The organism is Bradyrhizobium sp. CB3481 (genome assembly GCF_029714305.1).
Lineage (GTDB): Bacteria > Pseudomonadota > Alphaproteobacteria > Rhizobiales > Xanthobacteraceae > Bradyrhizobium.
Genome location: NZ_CP121647.1, coordinates 787,933 through 804,955, shown reverse-complemented (window position 1 = coordinate 804,955; position 17,023 = coordinate 787,933). Strand labels below are relative to the sequence as shown.

Below are 17,023 nucleotides of genomic sequence, written 5' to 3'. Positions count from 1 at the left end.
GGCGTTATAGCAGCCCAATGGCGGCGAACCCAAGGCGTCTAAAGATGTAGGAACGGCGGCCTAGCCGCGGAAATCCTCATGCAGCAGGCCGAACAGCAGGTGGTCCTGCCAGATGCCATTGATGCAGAGATAGCGCCGCGCCAGCCCCTCGCGGGTGAAGCCGCATTTCTCCAAGACCCGGATCGAGGGCGTATTGGTCGGAATGCAGGCGGCCTCGATGCGGTGCAGGCTGAGTTCGCCGAACAGCATTGGCAGCAGCACCCGCAATGCCGTGGTCATATAGCCGCGATGGGCGTGGGGCTCGCCGACCCAATAGCCGATGGTGCCGGCCTGCACGATGCCGCGGCGGACATTGGCAAGCGTGATGCCGCCGATCATGGCGCCATCGGCCTCGCGGAAGATGATGAACGGATAGGACCGGTCGGCGGCGATATCCTCGGCGTAGCGGCGCAGCCGGCGACGGAAGCCGGCGCGGGTCAGGTCATCCGACGGCCAGATCGGCTCCCATGGCGTGAGATAGGCCCGGCTCTGTTCGCGCAGTTGCGCCCATTGCACGAAGTCCGCCATCTGGGGCGCGCGCAGCAACAGGCCGTGGCCGCGCGGCACAAGTGCGGCCGGTCCGCTGGATGGCAAACGAAACAGGGCCATGCCCACTACCTCAATGTAGCAGCGACTTTGCCTTCGACGTCGTCAATCCTTCCGCAAAAGATACCGCCGTGTCCAGACCCCTGCCGCTACCGAGCGCGACCACCGCCGGCCGGCTGCGGGATAATAGCGCGCGGGCGGCGTTGCGGGTCGATTCGACGTCGACCGCGTCAATCCTGGCGACCAGTTCGTCCACCGTCAGCGGCCGGCCATAGGCCAGAACGTGCCGGGCCAGCTGTTCGGCCCGGGAGGAGCAGCTTTCCAGCGCCATCAGCAGCCCGGCCTTCATCTGCGCCTTGGCGCGGGCGATCTCGGCCTCCGTCAGGGTTTCGACGGCGTCGTTAATGACGTCGACGATCACCTCCATCATTTCAGGGGCGTCGGCGGGATCGGTGCCAGTATAGAGGCCGAAAAAGCCGGTGTCGCTATAGGGCGCGTGGAAGGTGTAGATCGAGTAGCAGAGACCGCGCTTCTCGCGCACTTCCTGGAACAGCCGCGACGACATGCCGCCGCCCAGCGTGTTGGTGAACACCTGCAGCGAGAACAGCGACAGGTCGGTCTGCGGCACGCCTTCGAGCGCCAGCGTCAGATGCGCCTGCTCGAGATCGCGGTGCACCACGCGCGAACCGCCCTTGCCGAACATTGCCGGTTGCGGCTTCGGCGCGGGCGTGGCGTCAAAACTGGCAAATTTCTGCACCACCTCCTCCACCACGCGCTTGTGGTCGACCGCGCCGGCGGCGGCCACCACCAGGTCGGGGCCGCGGTAATGCGTCGCGAGATAGCCGCGCAGCATGTCGCGGTCGAATGCCTTCAGCGTCTTTGCGGTGCCGAGCAGCGAGCGGCCCATCGGCTGATCGGGAAAGCAGAGCTCGTTGAGATGCTCGAACACGACATCATCGGGCGTATCCTGCGCCGCGCCGATTTCCTGGACGATGACGCTCTTCTCGCGCTCGAGCTCGTCGGGCACGAAGGATGGATTGGTCAGGATATCGGAGAGCACGTCGAGCGCCAGCGGCACGTCGGCCTTCATCACCCGCGCATAATAGGCCGTGGTCTCGGTCGAGGTGCCGGCATTGAGATCGCCGCCGACCGCCTCGATCTCCTCGACGATCTCGCGCGACGAGCGCCGCGTGGTGCCCTTGAAGGCCATGTGCTCCAGAAGATGCGAGATGCCGTGCTCGTTCGGCTTTTCGTCGCGGCCGCCGACGCCGGCCCAGACGCCGAGCGCGGCGGTTTCCAGATGCGGCATGGTGTCGGTGACGACAGTCAGACCGGACGGCAGCTTGGTTACGTCGACGCTCATCCGGCAACTCCCTGCTTCGTGGCACGGCTCACCGAGCGCACGAATCTTTCCACTTCCGCTGAATCGTTTTTCATCACCGTGATGTGTTCGGATTTGGTCATGAGGCCGTCGAGCCAGGCCGGCAGCTCCGGCCGCACGCCGCACGCGGCTTCCACGGCGTCGGGAAACTTGGCCGGATGCGCGGTCGACAGCACGATGTTGGGAATCTTCGAATCCGATGTGTCGCGATCGGCCACCGCGAGCGCCACTGCGGTGTGGGGATCGACGAGATCGCCGGCCTCGCGCCAGGCGGCACGGATCGCCGCCGCCGTCTCGGTCTCGTCGGCGCGGCCGGCGTCAAACTCCTCGCGGATCGCCGCCAGCATGGTGTCCGGCAGCACGAAGCGCCCGGACTGCTTCAGCGAGTCCATCAGCCGGCGGACACTGGCAGCATCACGGCGGCTCGCCTCGAACAATAGCCGCTCGAAGTTCGAAGAGACCTGGATGTCCATCGAGGGCGAGGCGGAAGCGTGCACCTCGCGCACTTCATAGATGCCGGTCTTCAGCGTGCGCGGCAGGATGTCGTTGACATTGGAGGCGATGCGCAGCCAGCGCACCGGCAGGCCCATCTTCTTGGCGACATAGCCGGCGAAGATATCGCCGAAATTGCCGGTCGGCACGGTGAAATCCACCGGCCGCGCGGGCGCGCCGAGCGCCACCGCCGAGGTGAAATAGTACACGACCTGGGCGACGATCCGCGCCCAGTTGATCGAATTGACGCCCGACAGCGACACGGCATCGCGAAAGCCGTGGTTGTTGAACATCGCCTTCACGATCGCCTGGCAATCGTCGAAGGTGCCTTCGATGGCGAGCGCGTGCACGTTGGCGGCGCCGGTCGTCGTCATCATCCGCCGCTGCACGTCGGAGATGCGCCCGTTCGGAAACAGCACGACCAGATCGACATTGTCGAGCCCGGCAAACGCCTCGACGGCGGCACCGCCGGTATCGCCCGAGGTCGCGACCACGATGGTGGTGCGCTGGTTGCGCTTGGCGAGCACGTGATCCATCAGCCGCGAGATCAACTGCATCGCGACATCCTTGAACGCCAGCGTCGGGCCGTGAAACAGCTCCAGCAGGAATTGGTTGGGGCCGGTCTGATCGAGCGGCACCACGGCCGGATGGCGGAACGTGGCGTAGGCCTCATTGGCCATGCGGCCGAGATCGGCGTCGGAAATCTCCCCCGCCGCAAACGGCTTGATCACGTCGACCGCGACCTCCCAATAGGGCCGGCCGAAAAATGAGGCGATGGTCTCGCGCGACAGCTGTGGCCAGACCTCGGGCACATAGAGGCCGCCGTCGCGGGCGAGCCCGGTCAGCATCACATCGCAGAAACCAAGGACGGGGGCTTCCCCCCGTGTCGAAATATAGCGCGTCAAACCACCCTCCAAAGGCGCAAGCCCTATGCCAAGCCTTTGATATTGATCGTGAATTGGAATTCGCTAAACGCGAAGCGAGCGGCCACCATAAAGCGTTTTGCGGCGGAGGGGAAATGGCTCGTGGGCGAAAAGGAAGGGCGAGCTACCGCAAAAGACGCAATTTTTCGTATGTTAGGCAGTCAATGCGCAGGTGGGCGGGAAGGCTAGGATGCCTTGGGCCCATCCGCCTCGTACACTCCACTGTCATCCCCGCGAAGGCGGGGATCCAGTACGCCGCGGCTTCTCGGCTCGATCACTGCCGTCTCTGGAATACTGGGTCACCCGCCTCCGCGGGTGACGACAATTGAGCGCTTGGGAAACACTCTAGCACCCTCACCCATACCGGAGCACATCGACCGGATCGAGCCGGGCCGCGCGCCATGACGGGTAGAGCGTTGCGAGGAATGACAGCGTCAATGCCATCGCCACGACGGCCGCGGTCTCGCCGGCGTCGACCTCCGCCGGCAGTTTCGACAGAAAATAGAGTTTCGGCGGAAACAGTTCGGTGTTGGTAATCCAGGACAGGAACTGCCGGATGGTTTCGATGTTCAGGCAAACCAGCATGCCGACCAGCAGCCCGGCCAGGGTGCCGAGCACGCCGATCGCGGCACCTGCGATCAGGAATACCCGCATGATCGCGCCGCGCGAGGCGCCGATGGTGCGCAGGATCGCGATATCGCTGCCCTTATCCTTCACCAGCATGATCAGGCCCGACACGATGTTCAGCGCGGCGACCAGCACGATCAGGGTCAGGATCAGGAACATGACGTTGCGCTCGACCTGCAGTGCCGCGAAGAAAGCCGAGGTGCGCCGCCGCCAGTCGACGAGGAACACCGGCCGCGCGGCAGCGTCAGCGACCGGCCGCCTGAAACTGTCGACCTTGTCCGGGCTGCCCATAAGGAAGACCTCGATGGCGCTTACATCATCGGCGCGATTGAAATAGGTCTGCGCCTCCGTGAGCGGCAGAAAGACCATGACGGAATCGTATTCCGACATGTCGATGCTGAACACCGCAGCGACCGTGTAGGGTTTGATGCGCGCGGCCGCGCCCTTCGCCCGCATTGTGCCGTCTGGCGCGACCAGCGTGATGTTGTCGCCGGCCCGCACCGACAATTGCTCGGCAAGCCGGCGGCCGATGGCGACGCCTCGCCCCCGGTCGAATCCATCGAGCGAGCCCTGCTGAATGTTGCTGGAAATCGCGGCGAGCTTGTTGAGGTCTCCGGAGCGAATGCCGCGAACGAGCACACCGGTGGCATTCTGCGCCGACGATGCCAGGGCCGGGCCGTCCACCACCGGCGCGGCAAGCCGCACGTCCGGCAGCCGACTGATGCGCTCCGCCACATCCTCCCAATCCGTCAGCGGCGACTCCAGCGGCTGCACCAGAAGGTGGCCATTGAGGCCGACGATCTTGTCCACCAGCTCTTTGCGGAAGCCGTTCATGACGGCCATTACGATGATCAGCGTGGCAACGCCGAGCATGATGCCGAGGAAGGAAAACCCCGCGATCACGGAGATGAAGCCTTCCTTGCGACGCGCGCGCAGGTATCGCCCGGACAGCAGCCATTCGAATGCCGAGAACGGCAGGGGACGCGGGGAATTTTCCATCGTCCCTTCATAGCGCGTTTTCGGGACGATTTCGTGGGGCGGCTCCGAAGAATGATCTTCGTCCACCGCCACATTCCCGCCACGTCTGCGCCGTGGGCGTCGCGGGTAGTCCAACGCAACAAAGCCGACCAACGCGCCGGAGCGGCCGGCGCTTAAGTCGCCGCACTCAACCGACGTTCGGCATCTGCTCCAAAAGCTTGTCGAGCGTGATCGGATAGTCACGGACCCGCACGCCGGTCGCGTTGTAGACCGCGTTGGCGACCGCCGCCGCCACGCCGCAGATCCCGAGCTCGGCGATGCCCTTGGCCTTCATCGGCGACGATATCGGATCGGTCTCGTCGAGGAAGATCATGTCCTGGTGCGGAATGTCGGCATGAACGGGCACCTCGTAAGCAGCGAGGTCATGATTGACGAAGAAACCGGCACGCTTGTCGATCACGAGTTCTTCCATCAGCGCCGCGCCGACCCCCATGGTCATCGCGCCGATTACCTGGCTGCGCGCCGTCTTCGGATTGAGGATACGGCCGGCCGCGCACACGGCGAGCATGCGGCGGACGCGGATCTCGGCGGTCGCGACATCGACGCCGACTTCGACGAAATGCGCGCCGAAGGTCGATTGCTGATACTTCTTGTCGAGATCGCCATACTCGATCCCGTCTTCGGCCGTGAGCTCACCGCCCACTGCTGCTTGCGCCAAAGGCACGCGGCGATTGCCCGCGCGCACCTCGCCATCACTGAATTCGGCCTCTGCTGAATTGAAGCCAAGCTTCTGGGCGATCGCTTCGCGCAGCTTGACGCAGGCGGCATAGACGCCGGCGGTCGAGTTGTTGCCGCCGAACTGGCCGCCGGAGCCCGACGAGACCGGGAAATTCGAATCGCCAAGACGCACCGTCACCTTCTGAAGCGGAACGCCCATCATCTCGGCCGCGGTCTGCGCGATGATGGTGTAGCTGCCGGTGCCGATGTCGGTCATATCGGTCTCGACCGTTACGATACCGTTGCCGTCGAGCCGCACCCGCGCGGCCGACTTGGTCAGCAGGTTGTTACGGAATGCGGCGGCCGTGCCGATGCCGATCTTCCAGCGTCCGTCACGGACCCGGCCCGGCTGCGGATCGCGCTTGCTCCAGCCGAAGCGCTCGGCGCCGGTGCGGAAGCATTCCGTCAGCTGACGCTGCGAGAAGGGCCGCTCCGGCCTTTCGGGATCGATCTGAGTATCGTTGCGGATACGAAACTCGATCGGGTCGATCCCGAGCTTCTCGGCCATTTCGTCGATCGCAATTTCCAGCGCCATCATGCCCGACGCCTCGCCCGGCGCGCGCATCGCGTTGCCCTCGGCGAGGTCGAGTGCCGCGAGGCGGGTTGCGGTCATGCGGTTAGGTCCGGCATAGAGCAGCCGCGTCTGGCTGACCGCACCTTCGGGCCGTCCGCCGGGCAGATTGCCCGACCATTCCTCATGGCCGATCGCCGTGATCTTGCCGTCTCTGTCGGCGCCAATGCGGATGCGCTGGATCGTCGCCGGACGATGCGTCGTGTTGTTGAACATCAGCGGGCGTTGCAGCGCTACCTTCACCGGTCGCCCGACCTCGCGCGCGCCGAGCGCGGCGAGCAGCGCATCTGAGCGCACGAAGAGTTTGCCGCCGAAGCCGCCGCCGACAAAGGACGAGACCAGGCGAACGTTCTCCTTGGGGATTCCGAGGGTCTTTGCGACGTCGCTTACGCCCCAGGCGATCATCTGGTTCGAGGTCCAGAGCGTGAGCTTGTCGCCGTTCCATACGGCGATCGAGGCATGCGGCTCCATCATCGCATGCGCCTGATCGGGCGTGGTGTAGGTGGCCTCCAGTCGTACCGGGGCTGCCGCGAACGCGCCCGCAAAATCGCCCCGCGCGGTATCGGCGGGGCCGCCGAACAGGGGTTTAGGCTCGCCGTGGTCCTTCACCGCCGCGAGATCAAAGGCAGCGCCGTCCGCCTTGACGTAGTCGACGCGGAGCAGCTGCGCGGCGGCGCGTGCCTGCTCGAAAGTATCGGCGACCACCAGCGCGATCGCCTGATGATAATGGTCGATCTCGGGGCCGCCGAGCAGTTTGGCGGTGTTGCGGTCGCCCTTGCCGAGCTTGCCGGCATTGTCGGCCGTGACGATGGCGCGCACGCCGGGCGCGGCCTTGGCCGCGGCAAGGTCGATCTGCTCTATCCGCCCTTTGGCGATCGCAGAGCCAACGACGTAGCCATAGGCCGGGTTGGAAACGACGTCGTGACGCTCATAGGCGTAAGGCGCCTTGCCCGTGGTCTTGAGCGGGCCGTCGACGCGATCGGTGGGCTTGCCGATCACCTTGAGCTGATCGATCGGATTTGATGTGGCTGCGGTTTCGAATTTCATGGATCAGCCTTTCGCCTCAGTCAGCACGGCACTCAGCGTCCGCTCGGCCAGCGACAGCTTGAATGCGTTCTGGCGTGTGGGCTTCGCGCCGGCGAGCAATTGGTCGGACACGGCCTTGGCCCCGCGCGGCATTTGCGCATCAGCCGATTCGATACGCCAGGGCTTGTGGGCGACACCGCCGAGCGCGACACGGCCAGTGCCGTCGCGCTGCACGATCGCGGCAACCGAGACCAGCGCGAACGCATACGACGCGCGGTCGCGCACCTTGCGATAGATCTGCGTGCCGCCGATCGGTTTTGGCAACGTGACAGCCTTGATCAACTCACCCGGCGAAAGCGCCGTCTCGATATGGGGCGTATTGCCCGGCAGATGATGAAACTCGGCGATCGGGATCGCTCGCGTGGCGCCGTCCGGCCTTACCGTCTCCACCACGGCATCAAGCGCGCGCATGGCGACCGCCATATCGCTCGGATGGGTGGCGATGCAGGCCTCGCTTGCACCGACCACCGCGTGCTGGCGGTTGAAGCCGCCGATCGCCGCGCAGCCGCTACCCGGCCGGCGCTTGTTGCAGGGCTGGTTGGTGTCATAGAAGTAGGGGCAACGCGTCCGCTGCAGCAAATTTCCCGCCGTCGTCGCCATGTTGCGCAGCTGCCCCGAAGCGCCGGCGAGCAGCGCGCGCGACAGCACAGCATAGTCGCGCCGGACGCGGCTGTCGGCGGCCAGATCGGTGTTGCGCACCAGCGCGCCGATCCGCAAGCCCCCATCGGGCGTCGGCTCGATCTTGTCGAGCGCGAGACCGTTGACGTCGACGAGATGCGCCGGGGTCTCGATCTCCAGCTTCATCAGGTCGAGCAGGTTGGTGCCGCCGGCGATGAATTTGGCGTTGGCATGACGCGAGGCGGCGGCCGCAGCGTCAGCCGGCGAGTTTGCGCGCTCATAGGTGAATGATTTCATGCGGGCCTCCCGGCAACTTCGGTGATCGCCTCCGCGATATTGGAATAGGCGCCGCAGCGGCAGATGTTGCCGCTCATGCGCTCCCTGAGCTCGGCGTTGGTCAGTTGCGGCATGGCGTTGAGATCGGCACTGACGTGACTGGGAATGCCGGACTTGATCTCATCGAGCACCGCCACCGCCGAACAGATCTGCCCCGGTGTGCAATAGCCGCACTGGAAGCCATCGTGCTTGACGAACGCAGCCTGCATCGGGTGCATGTTCTCGGGCGTACCAAGACCCTCGATGGTCGTGATGCTGTCGCCCTCGTGCATGACGGCCAGCGTCAAGCATGAATTGATCCGCCGGCCGCCTGCGATCACCGTGCAGGCGCCGCACTGCCCGTAATCGCAGCCCTTCTTGGTTCCGGTGAGATGCAGGTGCTCGCGCAGCGCATCGAGCAGCGTGGTCCGCGCATCGAGCGCTAGTTCGCGGAGACTGCCATTGACGTTGAAGGAGACCTTCGACATCGCGGTCGCCGGGCCGCTCTCCTGTGCGGGAACAGCGGGCGCTTGTGCCTTGACCTCCGATGTGGCGCTGAAAGCCACCGAGGCGGCGGTTCCCAGCAACAATTTCCTGCGCGATAGTTCGAAATTGCTCGGACCTTGCATGTCGTGTTCCCGTTCTGCCGTGGTGCAGACGATCTCCGGCGCGGCTGTTTCAGCGCCCGGTTCAAGTTTGCTGTAACCGCGCCGGCTTCGCCCCGTTCCTCTCCGTCATTCACGTTTGAAAGAGCGAGGCAGGTGCGGAGCTTTGCGATGATTTTCGCTCCCGAGACGTAATAAAAAGGGCCGCAAGCGGTGCTTGCGGCCCTCTCTCCTGGAAGGGTCTGTCGTTTATTCGGTGCAGACCTTCATGGTTTTCATGCTGGTTTCGGCTTCGGTCTTGGTCTTGAACGTGCCGTTGTCGACGATGGTGGTTGTCGTCGTGGTCGGCTTGGTATCGACGACCGTGCATTTCTTGGTGGTGGCGTCGCGTACCACATAGAATTCGGCGGCGACTGCACTTCCTGCGAAGGCCGATACGGCAACGGCCACCGCTCCGATCATCAGTGACTTCTTCAAGGTGTCCTCCTCGGGTGTTTCCGCGATGCAGCTGACAACCCACACCAAAATCGATTGTTCCAGTTTTTCCCGAACATGGTGCACGGCTGGGCCTACCGGGCCGCGAACTAGTCCTCGGCAGGCCCCTCCAGGCTCTTGAGAAATTTGAGCCCCTCCACGGCCAGCAACTCCGTGTCGGTTTCTCCCGCATCGCAGCGTTGTTGGATGAAGCGTTGAAGGTTCGTGCGCCGCGCGTCGTTCTCATCGATGCCGCTGTGGATCAGCAAGTAGACACTCCAGGCCCGCGTAAGGGCGGCTTCGACGATGTCCGGGCTGTTCATCCAGCTCTCTCCCTTGAGATTATCAGGGGTCCACATTGCCGATTATTCCCGAAATCGCCATACAGCTTTTTGGCGACCCTGCCCGGCGCCGACGCACTGCAATGATGCGAGCGTGTCTCTCAAAGCTCAGCCGGGGTAAATCAGCAATCCCGGTCGTCCGCCATGGAACAAAGCCAATGACCGGGAACTTGTGTTGGACATCGCGATCCCGCGATTGGAGGACCCCCTGCATGAGACGTATCATCCTGATCGGCGCAGCATTGATTGCCTCGCTGGCAATGACCCTGTCCGCTTCCGCCAGGCTTGGCATCGCACCATTGGCCGCAGAGGACGGCGCCGTGATCCAGGTCAGGCACGGGCACGGCCATCACGGCCATGGACACCGCGGCCGCGGCCATCACTACGGATGGTACAGGGGCCGAGGTCATCACAAATGGCGTCACCATCGCCGCCATCACCATTGGTGAGCCTTCGCTGCAATTTCGCCTCGCCATCCCATTGCCCGGGCGATGCACAAAATTGCAGCGGCGCGAACGGGTCGCGCCTGCACGGCGCGGCCGGTTCAGCGCTTTTCAAGCGTTGATCGTATTCAACCCAATCCCATTTCGACGGCGATCCGGATCAGGTCCGAGTGGTTCTTGGCGCCGAGCTTCTGCTTGAGCAGCGAGGTGGTGTTGGCCACCGTCTTGTAGGAAATCTCCAGCGCATCGGCGACTTCGACGATCTTGTCGCCGCGGCCGAGCAGCCGCAGGATTTCCAGCTCCCGCGCCGTCATCTGCGAGGCCGGATTGGCCTTGATCGAAGCGCCGGAGAAAGTCACGGCCTCGGCCAGTTGCGGCGAAATGAAGTTGTCGCCCGCCGCCACCTTGCGCACGGCCTTCACCAGCATCCTGGGATCGTCGCCCTTCGAGACATAACCCTGCGCGCCCATCTCGATGGCCCGAACCACGAAGGCCGGATCGTCATTCATGCTGAACATGATGATCCGGGCATCCGGATCCTCTTTTCGGATGCGCCGCATCAGTTCGAAACCGGACACATCGGGAAGCTTGATATCGATCACCGTGACATCCGGCTTGCGGGCCATATAGGCGCGGTGCCCGGACTTGGCGTCGTTCGCCTCCTCAATCTTCACGGAATTGTCTGACGCAAACAGCGCTCGGCACCCCGACAGCACCACCGGGTGGTCGTCGACAATCAAGACCTTCGTGGCCGATTTAGTAGAATTTTGCATCATTTATCCCCTTCCGGAATAAATAAGCGGTTGGCGACATTTGAAAAGGGAAATCTTGGGTTGAGGGAACTATAATAACCAAAATGTGGGAAAGATTTTCTCTTCGAACGCGGCTCATGCTGCCGCTCGGCCTGATGTTCGTGGCCGCGCTGCTGGCCGGAGCCGTCTCGCTTCAGATATTCGCCTCGGCGCAACTTGTGGAAGAAATCGAGCCGGCGGCTCGCTCCGCCAGAGCGGTCGCCACCGCGCTCAACGGTGCGTTGCAGACCTCCGCCAATCCACAAGCAACGCTCGATTCATTCGTGCATTCGCTGGGAGATTCCGAGGCTATCCGGTTTCGGCGCCTCGGCACCGACCTCGATGTGCATCCGCATGAGGTGCAGACGCCGCTGGGAACGGTGCCCGACTGGTTCATGCGTCTGCTCGCCGTTCCCGAATTCAAGGCCGCATTCCCGGTCATGATCGCGGGCAAGCAGATCGGCGACATCGTTTTTGCTCCCGACCTGTCCGCGGACATCTACGAGAAGTGGATCGGATTTCTGGCGATCGCCTGCTCCGGTGTCGCCTTGATGCTGGCGACGGCGGCCATTGCCCACTTCTCCGCGCATTCCGCCTTGCGCCCGTTGCAAAATCTCGGCGACGGCCTGACGCGGATGCGCAGGGGCGACTATACGCAGCTGATTATCCCGGCCGGCCCGCCCGAGATCCGCAAGAGCGCGCAGGAAGCTAACGAGCTCGCCCGCACGCTGCATCATCTCAGCCAGGACAATCGCAGCCTGCTGCGGCAGATCGTGTCGCTGCAGGACGACGAGCGGCAGGATATGGCGCGCGAGCTTCACGACGAGCTCGGGCCGCTATTGTTTGGAATCCGCGCCAACACGGTGGCGCTCCTGGAATCGATTCCATCCGGCGAGGACGAGTTGAAGCGCGCCGCCGAAGGCATCCTGCAATCGGTCGAGACCTTGCAGCAGGCGAACCGCCGCATCCTCGACCGGCTGCGGCCGCTCTACATCGAGGAGCTCGGCCTTCAGAAGAGCATCCAGACGCTTCTGCAGAACGCGAAGGCACATACGCCCGGGCTGAAGGTGACCTCGCGGATCGACACCAGGCTGAACGAGGTCGAGGGCCTGATGTCGCAGACGGTCTATCGCGTGATCCAGGAAGCCGTAACGAACGTGCTGCGCCACGCCAAGGCGGGTTCGATGCATGTTGCGGCCGAGATCAGCAGCGGCGAGGTGATCGTGGAGATATCGGATGACGGCGTCGGCTTTCCGCCGGACCGGCGGTTCGGCCGGGGATTGACCGGAATGCTGGAGCGCGTTCGCGCGTTGAGCGGGACACTCGAGCTGTTGCGCGAGGCCGGGCACACGTCCGTCCGCTGCCGCCTTCCGGCGGGAGATTCCCCGCGCAGCGAGCCGACCTGATGGAAAAGCGGAGCAGCGACAGGGCTAGCCGGCGTAGTCCTGCAAGCCGGCGCGTTGCGACAACTCCGTCATCGGCAGGCAATGGGTCGTCTGAATCTTTCCGTCACGCGTGAAGCTGAAAGCGACGCGCACCGGCTTGCCTTCGTGGCTCAGATAATCCAGCACGACGCCGTCGGCGGTCGGCATGATTTCCTCAAGCCCGAACGCGGTGGCAGCGAGCGTATCGAGGCGCGGTCTCCAGTAGGATTCGAGGCCGGCGCGGCCTTCGCTGATCCTGACTTCGCCGCACTGGCATTCGAGCGTGGCGCTGTCGGCATAGAGGTCGAGCAGCATCGCAAGATCGCGATTGCGGCATGCGTCCAGCCAATCGACCACCAACGCAACCTGATCGAAATCGTCCGTCAGGTGCGCGATGCCATCCATGTCGCGGTACTGGGTCCTGAGCGCTGATGAGGAAGTATAGCGATTGTTTTGAATGGACACTGAACAGCCTTTTGTCCGGAACGCGGCTTTGGAACTTTAGAACGATTCTGCGGAACAATGGTTCCCGCAACTAGTCCGGACGAATACGGGGGCGCAACGGTTGGTTAACCGCGCTTGCCGCGCCACCAGACGCCGAAGGCGATCACTACCGCCAGCGCCAGCGTGAACCACGTGATGGCGTATTGCATGTGATCGTCCTTGAGTCGCACCGAGAGCGGACCAGGCTTTGGAATGCCGCTTTCCGGCATGGGCGATTCGAGATCGATGTAGAACGGCGCGACGGCCCTGGCGCCCTCGCCCCAGCCCAGTGCGCGCGCCATCGCCAGATGGTCTCGGGTGAACCACAACCGTTTTTCCAGGCTCTCCGGCGGCGTCAGTGCGCCCGCGCTTTCGGGAAAACGGATGTAGCCGATCAGCTCAACGGGATCACCGGTGATCAGCCGGCGCACGGCGCGATCCTGCTGCTGACGATCCTGCATCGTGTTCTGCACGAAGCCGGCGTTGACCACGACGATACTGCCGCCAGCCAGTTGCACCGGCAGGAAAGCCCAGGTGCCGGGGCCCGAAATGTCGTCACGAACCGCAGAGCCGGCGCTGTAGACCATCGCATCCGGCAATGGCGCGTAGGTCGCGGCAAAACTGACGCGGCGGAATTCGTCCCTAGCCGGCGTCAGCGATGGCCATTGCGCCGACACCGGCAATGTCTCGGGTGCAGCCGCAAGCCGCTCGTTCAGCCGGGCGATCAGCGCGTGCTTTTCGATCCGGCGCTGCAATTGCCAGATGCCCAGCCCGCTAAAGGCCGTCACCATCAGCAGCGTGAAGATCGCAAAGCCGGCGACCGCCGGGCGCCGCGACGAAAGCCCGGTCATTTCGGCTCGCGGTCGATCAGCCGGCCGGGCGCCGCCTTGTGATGAAACTGCAGTGCGATCAAAAGCGACTTCATCGAGCGCAGCGGCAACAGCGTGGTTGCCATGATCAGCGGCAGCCATAGCGCCGCGTGCAGCCAGAATGGCGGCTGATATTTGACCTCGACGATCAGCGCCGCGGTGACGACGATGGCGCCCGCCAGCATGATGATGAAGATCGCAGGCCCGTCGCCAGAGTCGATGAAAGCGTAGTCGAGCCCGCAGGACTCGCAATTAGGACGCAGGTTGAGGAAGCCGGCATAGAGCTTGCCCTTGCCGCAGCGCGGACAGCGGCAGGCGAGGCCGCGCAGCGCGCTCTGGGTTACCGTGACTGGCGCATCGTCTGTCATGTTCTGTCCGTCTCCTCTCCCTCAGGAAAGAAGGAAAAAGCAAAAGGGGCGGCTCCTCCGACCGCCCCTCTTAACACGTCACGCCTGCTTAGTGTCCGCCGGCCGCCGCCCCTGCGCCGCGGAACCATACGTAGATGCAGATGAACAGGAACAGCCACACCACGTCGACGAAGTGCCAGTACCAGGCGGCGAACTCGAAGCCGAGATGCTGCTTCGGGGTGAAGTGGCCGGCATAGGCGCGGAACAGACAGACCAGCAGGAACACAGTGCCGACCAGCACGTGGAAGCCGTGGAAGCCGGTCGCCATGAAGAAGGTCGCGCCGTAGACGTTGCCCGAGAAGTGGAAGGTGGCGTGGGCATATTCATAGGCCTGCACGCAGGTGAAGGCGGCGCCCAGCAGCACGGTGAGGATCAGCCCGTACTTCAGGCCCTGCCGGTCGTTCTCGAGCAGCGCGTGGTGCGCCCAGGTCACCGTGGTGCCCGAGGTCAGCAGCAGCAGCGTGTTGAGCAGCGGCAGGTGCCAGGGGTCGAAGGTCTCGATGCCCTTCGGCGGCCAGGTGCCCGGCACGCTGCAGGCGCCCATCGCCGTGCCCGGACCGCAGCCGAACACCGCATCGCGGGTGGCGTGGACGGCATCTGCCGGAAACAGCGCGGAATTAAAAAAGGCCCAGAACCAGGCGACGAAGAACATCACCTCGGAGGCGATGAACAGGATCATGCCGTAGCGGTGGCTGATCTGCACCACGCGGGTGTGGTCGCCCTTGTACTGGGCTTCGCGGATCACATCGCCCCACCAGCTCGCCATGGTGTAGAGCACGCCAATGGTGCCGGCGCCGAAGATGAACGGCGCGGCGGCGAACATGTGATGCATCCAGGCGATCGCGCCCACCGCCATGATGAAGGCCGAGATCGAACCGACGACCGGCCACGGGCTCGGATCGACGAGGTGGTAGTCGTGGTGCTTCGCGTGCGCCGTAGCCATTGCGGTCTCTCCGTTGGATGCGCCTTTCCCTTCGGCGCATATTCGTCTCAAATTCAAAGCCGAAATCCGGTTAGATACGGAAGCCGGCGGTCACGGGTTTCTCGTTACAGATTTCCCTTGCGCTTGTCGCTTTCGCCAGCCGCGACCGGCTTCGGCGCCACCTCGCGCACGGGATAGAAGGTGTAGGATAGCGTGATGGTGTTCAGGCCGTCGTTCTCGCTGTCCTTGGCCAGCGCCGGATCGACATAGAACACCACGGGCATCTCGCGCTTCTCGCCCGGGCCCATGGTCTGTTCAGAGAAGCAGAAGCAGTTGATCTTCTGGAAATAGGCGCCGACGGTGAGCGGCGCGACGTTATAGGCGGCAACGCCCGTGGTCGTGCGCGCGGCCTGGTTGGTCACGGTGTAGAAGACAGTGACGACTTCGCCGATCCGGACCTCGATCTCGTTCTGCTCCGGCTCGAACTTCCAGGGCAGGCCGGGGCCGACATTGGCGTCGAACCGAACGGAGATCTTGCGGGCAAGCGGTCCTTCCGCCGGCGCCGAGGTCGCGACCTGCGTGGTGCCGTTGAAACCGGTGGCGCGGCAGAACCAGTCATAGAACGGCACCGCCGCATAGGACGCGCCGACCATGAACACGACGACGAAGCCGCAGATCGAGGCGACGACCGCATCGCGCGACAACGTGCGACGCGGCGCGGCCTTGTCGCCCTCCGTTACGCTCTCGCGGATTTGCGGCCCGTTTTCCATTTCAGTCACATCGGCCGGACGAGAACGGCCGGCCCCTTGACCAAGGTGACGGCAAAGAACAGCACGACGAGAACGCCGAGCGCGAGCGCAATGGCGATCGAGCGATGACGGCGGCTTCGCTTCTGCGCCTCGGTGAGGACGATTCCATCTGGCTGCTGCTTGTCGTCCATTCGCGTTCCATGCGCCCCCTACCCGATCAGAGGCGCGACAGCGCGGAACACGACCTCGAGCAGGAGGGTCGCAAACAGCGCAAACAGATAAAGGATCGAGAAGGCGAACAGCCGCCGCGTGGCGCGGCCCGCCTGCTTGCCCTCGCGGTGGCGGTAGACCTCGATCGCGAGCCACATCATGCCAGCGCCGAGCGCCAGCGAAGTGACGCTGTAGACCGCGTCGAAATAGCCGAGCGGCCAGGGCGCCGCCGCGATCGCGACCAGCACGACCGTGTAGAGCAGGATCTGCAGCCGCGTCGCATCGGGACCGGCGACAACCGGCAGCATCGGAATGCCTGCGCGGGCATAGTCGTCGGACCGAAACAGCGCCAGCGCCCAGAAATGCGGCGGGGTCCAGAAGAAGATGATGAGGAACAGGAGCACCGGCTCCATCGACAGCGAGCCGGTCGCCGCAGCCCACGCCACCACCGGGGGCAGCGCGCCGGCGGCGCCGCCGATCACGATGTTCTGCGCGGTCCAGCGCTTCAGCCATAGGGTGTAGATCACCACATAGAAGAAGATCGTGAACGCCAGCAGCGCACCGGCCAGCAAATTGACGAGGATGCCAAGCGTCAGCACCGAGAAGAAGGCCAGCGTCAGGCCGAATGCCATCGCCTCGCCCTGCGTGATGCGTCCGCGCGGGATCGGCCGGTTGGCGGTACGCGTCATCAGAGCGTCGATGTCGCCTTCAAGTGCCATGTTCATCGCGCCCGAGGCGCCGGCGCCGACCGCGATGCAGAGGATCGAGGTGAAGGCGATGATCGGATGGATATGGCCGGGCGCAATGAAGAGGCCGACCAGCGCGGTGAAAATCACGAGCGACATCACCCGCGGCTTCAACAGCGCGATGTAGTCACCGACTTCCGCCTCGGAAATCCGAGGGCGACCATCGATGGCGTTGTGGTCGACTACCGACAAGATTTATCTCGCTT

19 protein-coding genes are annotated in these 17,023 nt (G+C 64.0%); 2 read left to right on the top strand and 17 right to left on the bottom strand.

The features are described 5' to 3' along the window. Nucleotides 1-60 precede the first annotated feature (60 nt). The 9 genes from QA643_RS03775 to QA643_RS03735 all read right to left on the bottom strand — a co-directional run bounded on the left by QA643_RS03775 (nucleotide 61) and on the right by QA643_RS03735 (nucleotide 9,755). Nucleotides 61-648 (bottom strand): GNAT family protein, encoded by a 588-nt coding sequence (locus QA643_RS03775; protein ID WP_283031874.1) that lies wholly within the window; start codon nucleotides 646-648, stop codon nucleotides 61-63. 10 nt (nucleotides 649-658) lie between these two features. Next, on the bottom strand, nucleotides 659-1,948 hold the full coding sequence (locus QA643_RS03770) for a pitrilysin family protein (protein WP_283031873.1): 1,290 nt from the start codon (nucleotides 1,946-1,948) through the stop codon (nucleotides 659-661). Then, on the bottom strand, nucleotides 1,945-3,363 hold the full coding sequence (gene thrC / locus QA643_RS03765) for a threonine synthase (RefSeq protein WP_283031872.1): 1,419 nt from the start codon (nucleotides 3,361-3,363) through the stop codon (nucleotides 1,945-1,947). The genes QA643_RS03770 and thrC overlap by 4 nt, the downstream gene beginning before the upstream one ends. 372 nt (nucleotides 3,364-3,735) lie before the next feature. Next, on the bottom strand, nucleotides 3,736-5,007 hold the full coding sequence (locus QA643_RS03760; RefSeq protein WP_283031871.1) for a lipoprotein-releasing ABC transporter permease subunit: 1,272 nt from the start codon (nucleotides 5,005-5,007) through the stop codon (nucleotides 3,736-3,738). Between the two features lie 166 nt (nucleotides 5,008-5,173). Beyond that, nucleotides 5,174-7,381, bottom strand: coding sequence for an aldehyde oxidoreductase molybdenum-binding subunit PaoC (paoC, locus tag QA643_RS03755; protein ID WP_283031870.1), 2,208 nt, complete (start codon nucleotides 7,379-7,381; stop codon nucleotides 5,174-5,176). 3 nt (nucleotides 7,382-7,384) lie between these two features. Next, nucleotides 7,385-8,335 carry a xanthine dehydrogenase family protein subunit M gene (locus QA643_RS03750; protein WP_283031869.1) on the bottom strand — a complete coding sequence of 317 codons (951 nt, stop codon included), beginning with the start codon at nucleotides 8,333-8,335 and terminating at the stop codon, nucleotides 7,385-7,387. Beyond that, a complete protein-coding gene (paoA, locus tag QA643_RS03745; RefSeq protein WP_283031868.1) occupies nucleotides 8,332-8,982 on the bottom strand; it encodes an aldehyde dehydrogenase iron-sulfur subunit PaoA in 651 nt (216 codons plus the stop codon). The genes QA643_RS03750 and paoA overlap by 4 nt, the downstream gene beginning before the upstream one ends. 225 nt (nucleotides 8,983-9,207) lie before the next feature. After that, a complete protein-coding gene (locus QA643_RS03740; protein WP_283031867.1) occupies nucleotides 9,208-9,435 on the bottom strand; it encodes a hypothetical protein in 228 nt (75 codons plus the stop codon). Nucleotides 9,436-9,542: 107 nt separating this feature from the next. Further along, a complete protein-coding gene (locus QA643_RS03735; RefSeq protein ID WP_283031866.1) occupies nucleotides 9,543-9,755 on the bottom strand; it encodes a hypothetical protein in 213 nt (70 codons plus the stop codon). A gap of 230 nt (nucleotides 9,756-9,985) precedes the next feature. On the opposite strand from QA643_RS03735, the gene QA643_RS03730 reads away from it, so the two are divergent. Continuing rightward, nucleotides 9,986-10,222, top strand: coding sequence for a hypothetical protein (locus tag QA643_RS03730; RefSeq protein WP_283031865.1), 237 nt, complete (start codon nucleotides 9,986-9,988; stop codon nucleotides 10,220-10,222). A gap of 122 nt (nucleotides 10,223-10,344) precedes the next feature. Here the strand turns inward: QA643_RS03730 and QA643_RS03725 are convergent, their stop codons facing one another. Next, a complete protein-coding gene (locus QA643_RS03725; protein ID WP_283031864.1) occupies nucleotides 10,345-10,989 on the bottom strand; it encodes a response regulator transcription factor in 645 nt (214 codons plus the stop codon). A 116-nt stretch (nucleotides 10,990-11,105) separates the two neighbouring features. Between QA643_RS03725 and QA643_RS03720 the strand changes: the two genes are divergently transcribed. Continuing rightward, complete coding sequence (locus tag QA643_RS03720) at nucleotides 11,106-12,413, top strand: histidine kinase (RefSeq protein WP_349253254.1); 1,308 nt, start codon at nucleotides 11,106-11,108, stop codon at nucleotides 12,411-12,413. Between the two features lie 24 nt (nucleotides 12,414-12,437). On the opposite strand, the gene QA643_RS03715 is transcribed toward QA643_RS03720, so the two are convergent. The 7 genes from QA643_RS03715 to QA643_RS03685 all read right to left on the bottom strand — a co-directional run bounded on the left by QA643_RS03715 (nucleotide 12,438) and on the right by QA643_RS03685 (nucleotide 17,009). Continuing rightward, entirely contained in the window at nucleotides 12,438-12,896 is a 459-nt protein-coding gene (locus QA643_RS03715) for a nuclear transport factor 2 family protein (protein WP_283031862.1), read from the bottom strand. Nucleotides 12,897-13,000: 104 nt separating this feature from the next. Beyond that, the gene (locus QA643_RS03710; RefSeq protein WP_283031861.1) at nucleotides 13,001-13,765 is read right to left on the bottom strand and encodes an SURF1 family cytochrome oxidase biogenesis protein; all 765 of its coding nucleotides are present in this window, start codon (nucleotides 13,763-13,765) and stop codon (nucleotides 13,001-13,003) included. Beyond that, nucleotides 13,762-14,151 (bottom strand): DUF983 domain-containing protein, encoded by a 390-nt coding sequence (locus tag QA643_RS03705; protein WP_283031860.1) that lies wholly within the window; start codon nucleotides 14,149-14,151, stop codon nucleotides 13,762-13,764. Before QA643_RS03705 ends, QA643_RS03710 begins: the two co-directional genes overlap by 4 nt. 88 nt (nucleotides 14,152-14,239) lie before the next feature. Continuing rightward, nucleotides 14,240-15,133, bottom strand: a complete 894-nt coding sequence (locus QA643_RS03700; RefSeq protein WP_283031859.1) for a cytochrome c oxidase subunit 3 — start codon at nucleotides 15,131-15,133, stop codon at nucleotides 14,240-14,242. A 104-nt stretch (nucleotides 15,134-15,237) separates the two neighbouring features. Continuing rightward, the gene (locus QA643_RS03695; protein WP_283031858.1) at nucleotides 15,238-15,882 is read right to left on the bottom strand and encodes a cytochrome c oxidase assembly protein; all 645 of its coding nucleotides are present in this window, start codon (nucleotides 15,880-15,882) and stop codon (nucleotides 15,238-15,240) included. A gap of 5 nt (nucleotides 15,883-15,887) precedes the next feature. Further along, nucleotides 15,888-16,052 carry a CoxF protein gene (locus tag QA643_RS03690; RefSeq protein ID WP_283031857.1) on the bottom strand — a complete coding sequence of 55 codons (165 nt, stop codon included), beginning with the start codon at nucleotides 16,050-16,052 and terminating at the stop codon, nucleotides 15,888-15,890. Nucleotides 16,053-16,070: 18 nt separating this feature from the next. Further along, a complete protein-coding gene (locus tag QA643_RS03685) occupies nucleotides 16,071-17,009 on the bottom strand; it encodes a heme o synthase (protein ID WP_283031856.1) in 939 nt (312 codons plus the stop codon). Between the last annotated feature and the right edge of the window lie 14 nt (nucleotides 17,010-17,023).

Coding starts and splice junctions, on each gene's coding strand:
- QA643_RS03695 (WP_283031858.1), bottom strand. CDS start 15,882: ATGGAAAACGGGCCGCAAATCCGCGAGAGCGTAACGGAGGGCGACAAG.
- QA643_RS03760 (WP_283031871.1), bottom strand. CDS start 5,007: ATGGAAAATTCCCCGCGTCCCCTGCCGTTCTCGGCATTCGAATGGCTG.
- QA643_RS03750 (WP_283031869.1), bottom strand. CDS start 8,335: ATGAAATCATTCACCTATGAGCGCGCAAACTCGCCGGCTGACGCTGCG.
- QA643_RS03770 (WP_283031873.1), bottom strand. CDS start 1,948: ATGAGCGTCGACGTAACCAAGCTGCCGTCCGGTCTGACTGTCGTCACC.
- paoA (WP_283031868.1), bottom strand. CDS start 8,982: ATGCAAGGTCCGAGCAATTTCGAACTATCGCGCAGGAAATTGTTGCTG.
- QA643_RS03700 (WP_283031859.1), bottom strand. CDS start 15,133: ATGGCTACGGCGCACGCGAAGCACCACGACTACCACCTCGTCGATCCG.
- QA643_RS03690 (WP_283031857.1), bottom strand. CDS start 16,052: ATGGACGACAAGCAGCAGCCAGATGGAATCGTCCTCACCGAGGCGCAG.
- QA643_RS03720 (WP_349253254.1), top strand. CDS start 11,106: ATGCTGCCGCTCGGCCTGATGTTCGTGGCCGCGCTGCTGGCCGGAGCC.
- QA643_RS03775 (WP_283031874.1), bottom strand. CDS start 648: ATGGCCCTGTTTCGTTTGCCATCCAGCGGACCGGCCGCACTTGTGCCG.
- paoC (WP_283031870.1), bottom strand. CDS start 7,381: ATGAAATTCGAAACCGCAGCCACATCAAATCCGATCGATCAGCTCAAG.
- QA643_RS03705 (WP_283031860.1), bottom strand. CDS start 14,151: ATGACAGACGATGCGCCAGTCACGGTAACCCAGAGCGCGCTGCGCGGC.
- QA643_RS03725 (WP_283031864.1), bottom strand. CDS start 10,989: ATGCAAAATTCTACTAAATCGGCCACGAAGGTCTTGATTGTCGACGAC.
- QA643_RS03730 (WP_283031865.1), top strand. CDS start 9,986: ATGAGACGTATCATCCTGATCGGCGCAGCATTGATTGCCTCGCTGGCA.
- QA643_RS03710 (WP_283031861.1), bottom strand. CDS start 13,765: ATGACCGGGCTTTCGTCGCGGCGCCCGGCGGTCGCCGGCTTTGCGATC.
- QA643_RS03735 (WP_283031866.1), bottom strand. CDS start 9,755: ATGAACAGCCCGGACATCGTCGAAGCCGCCCTTACGCGGGCCTGGAGT.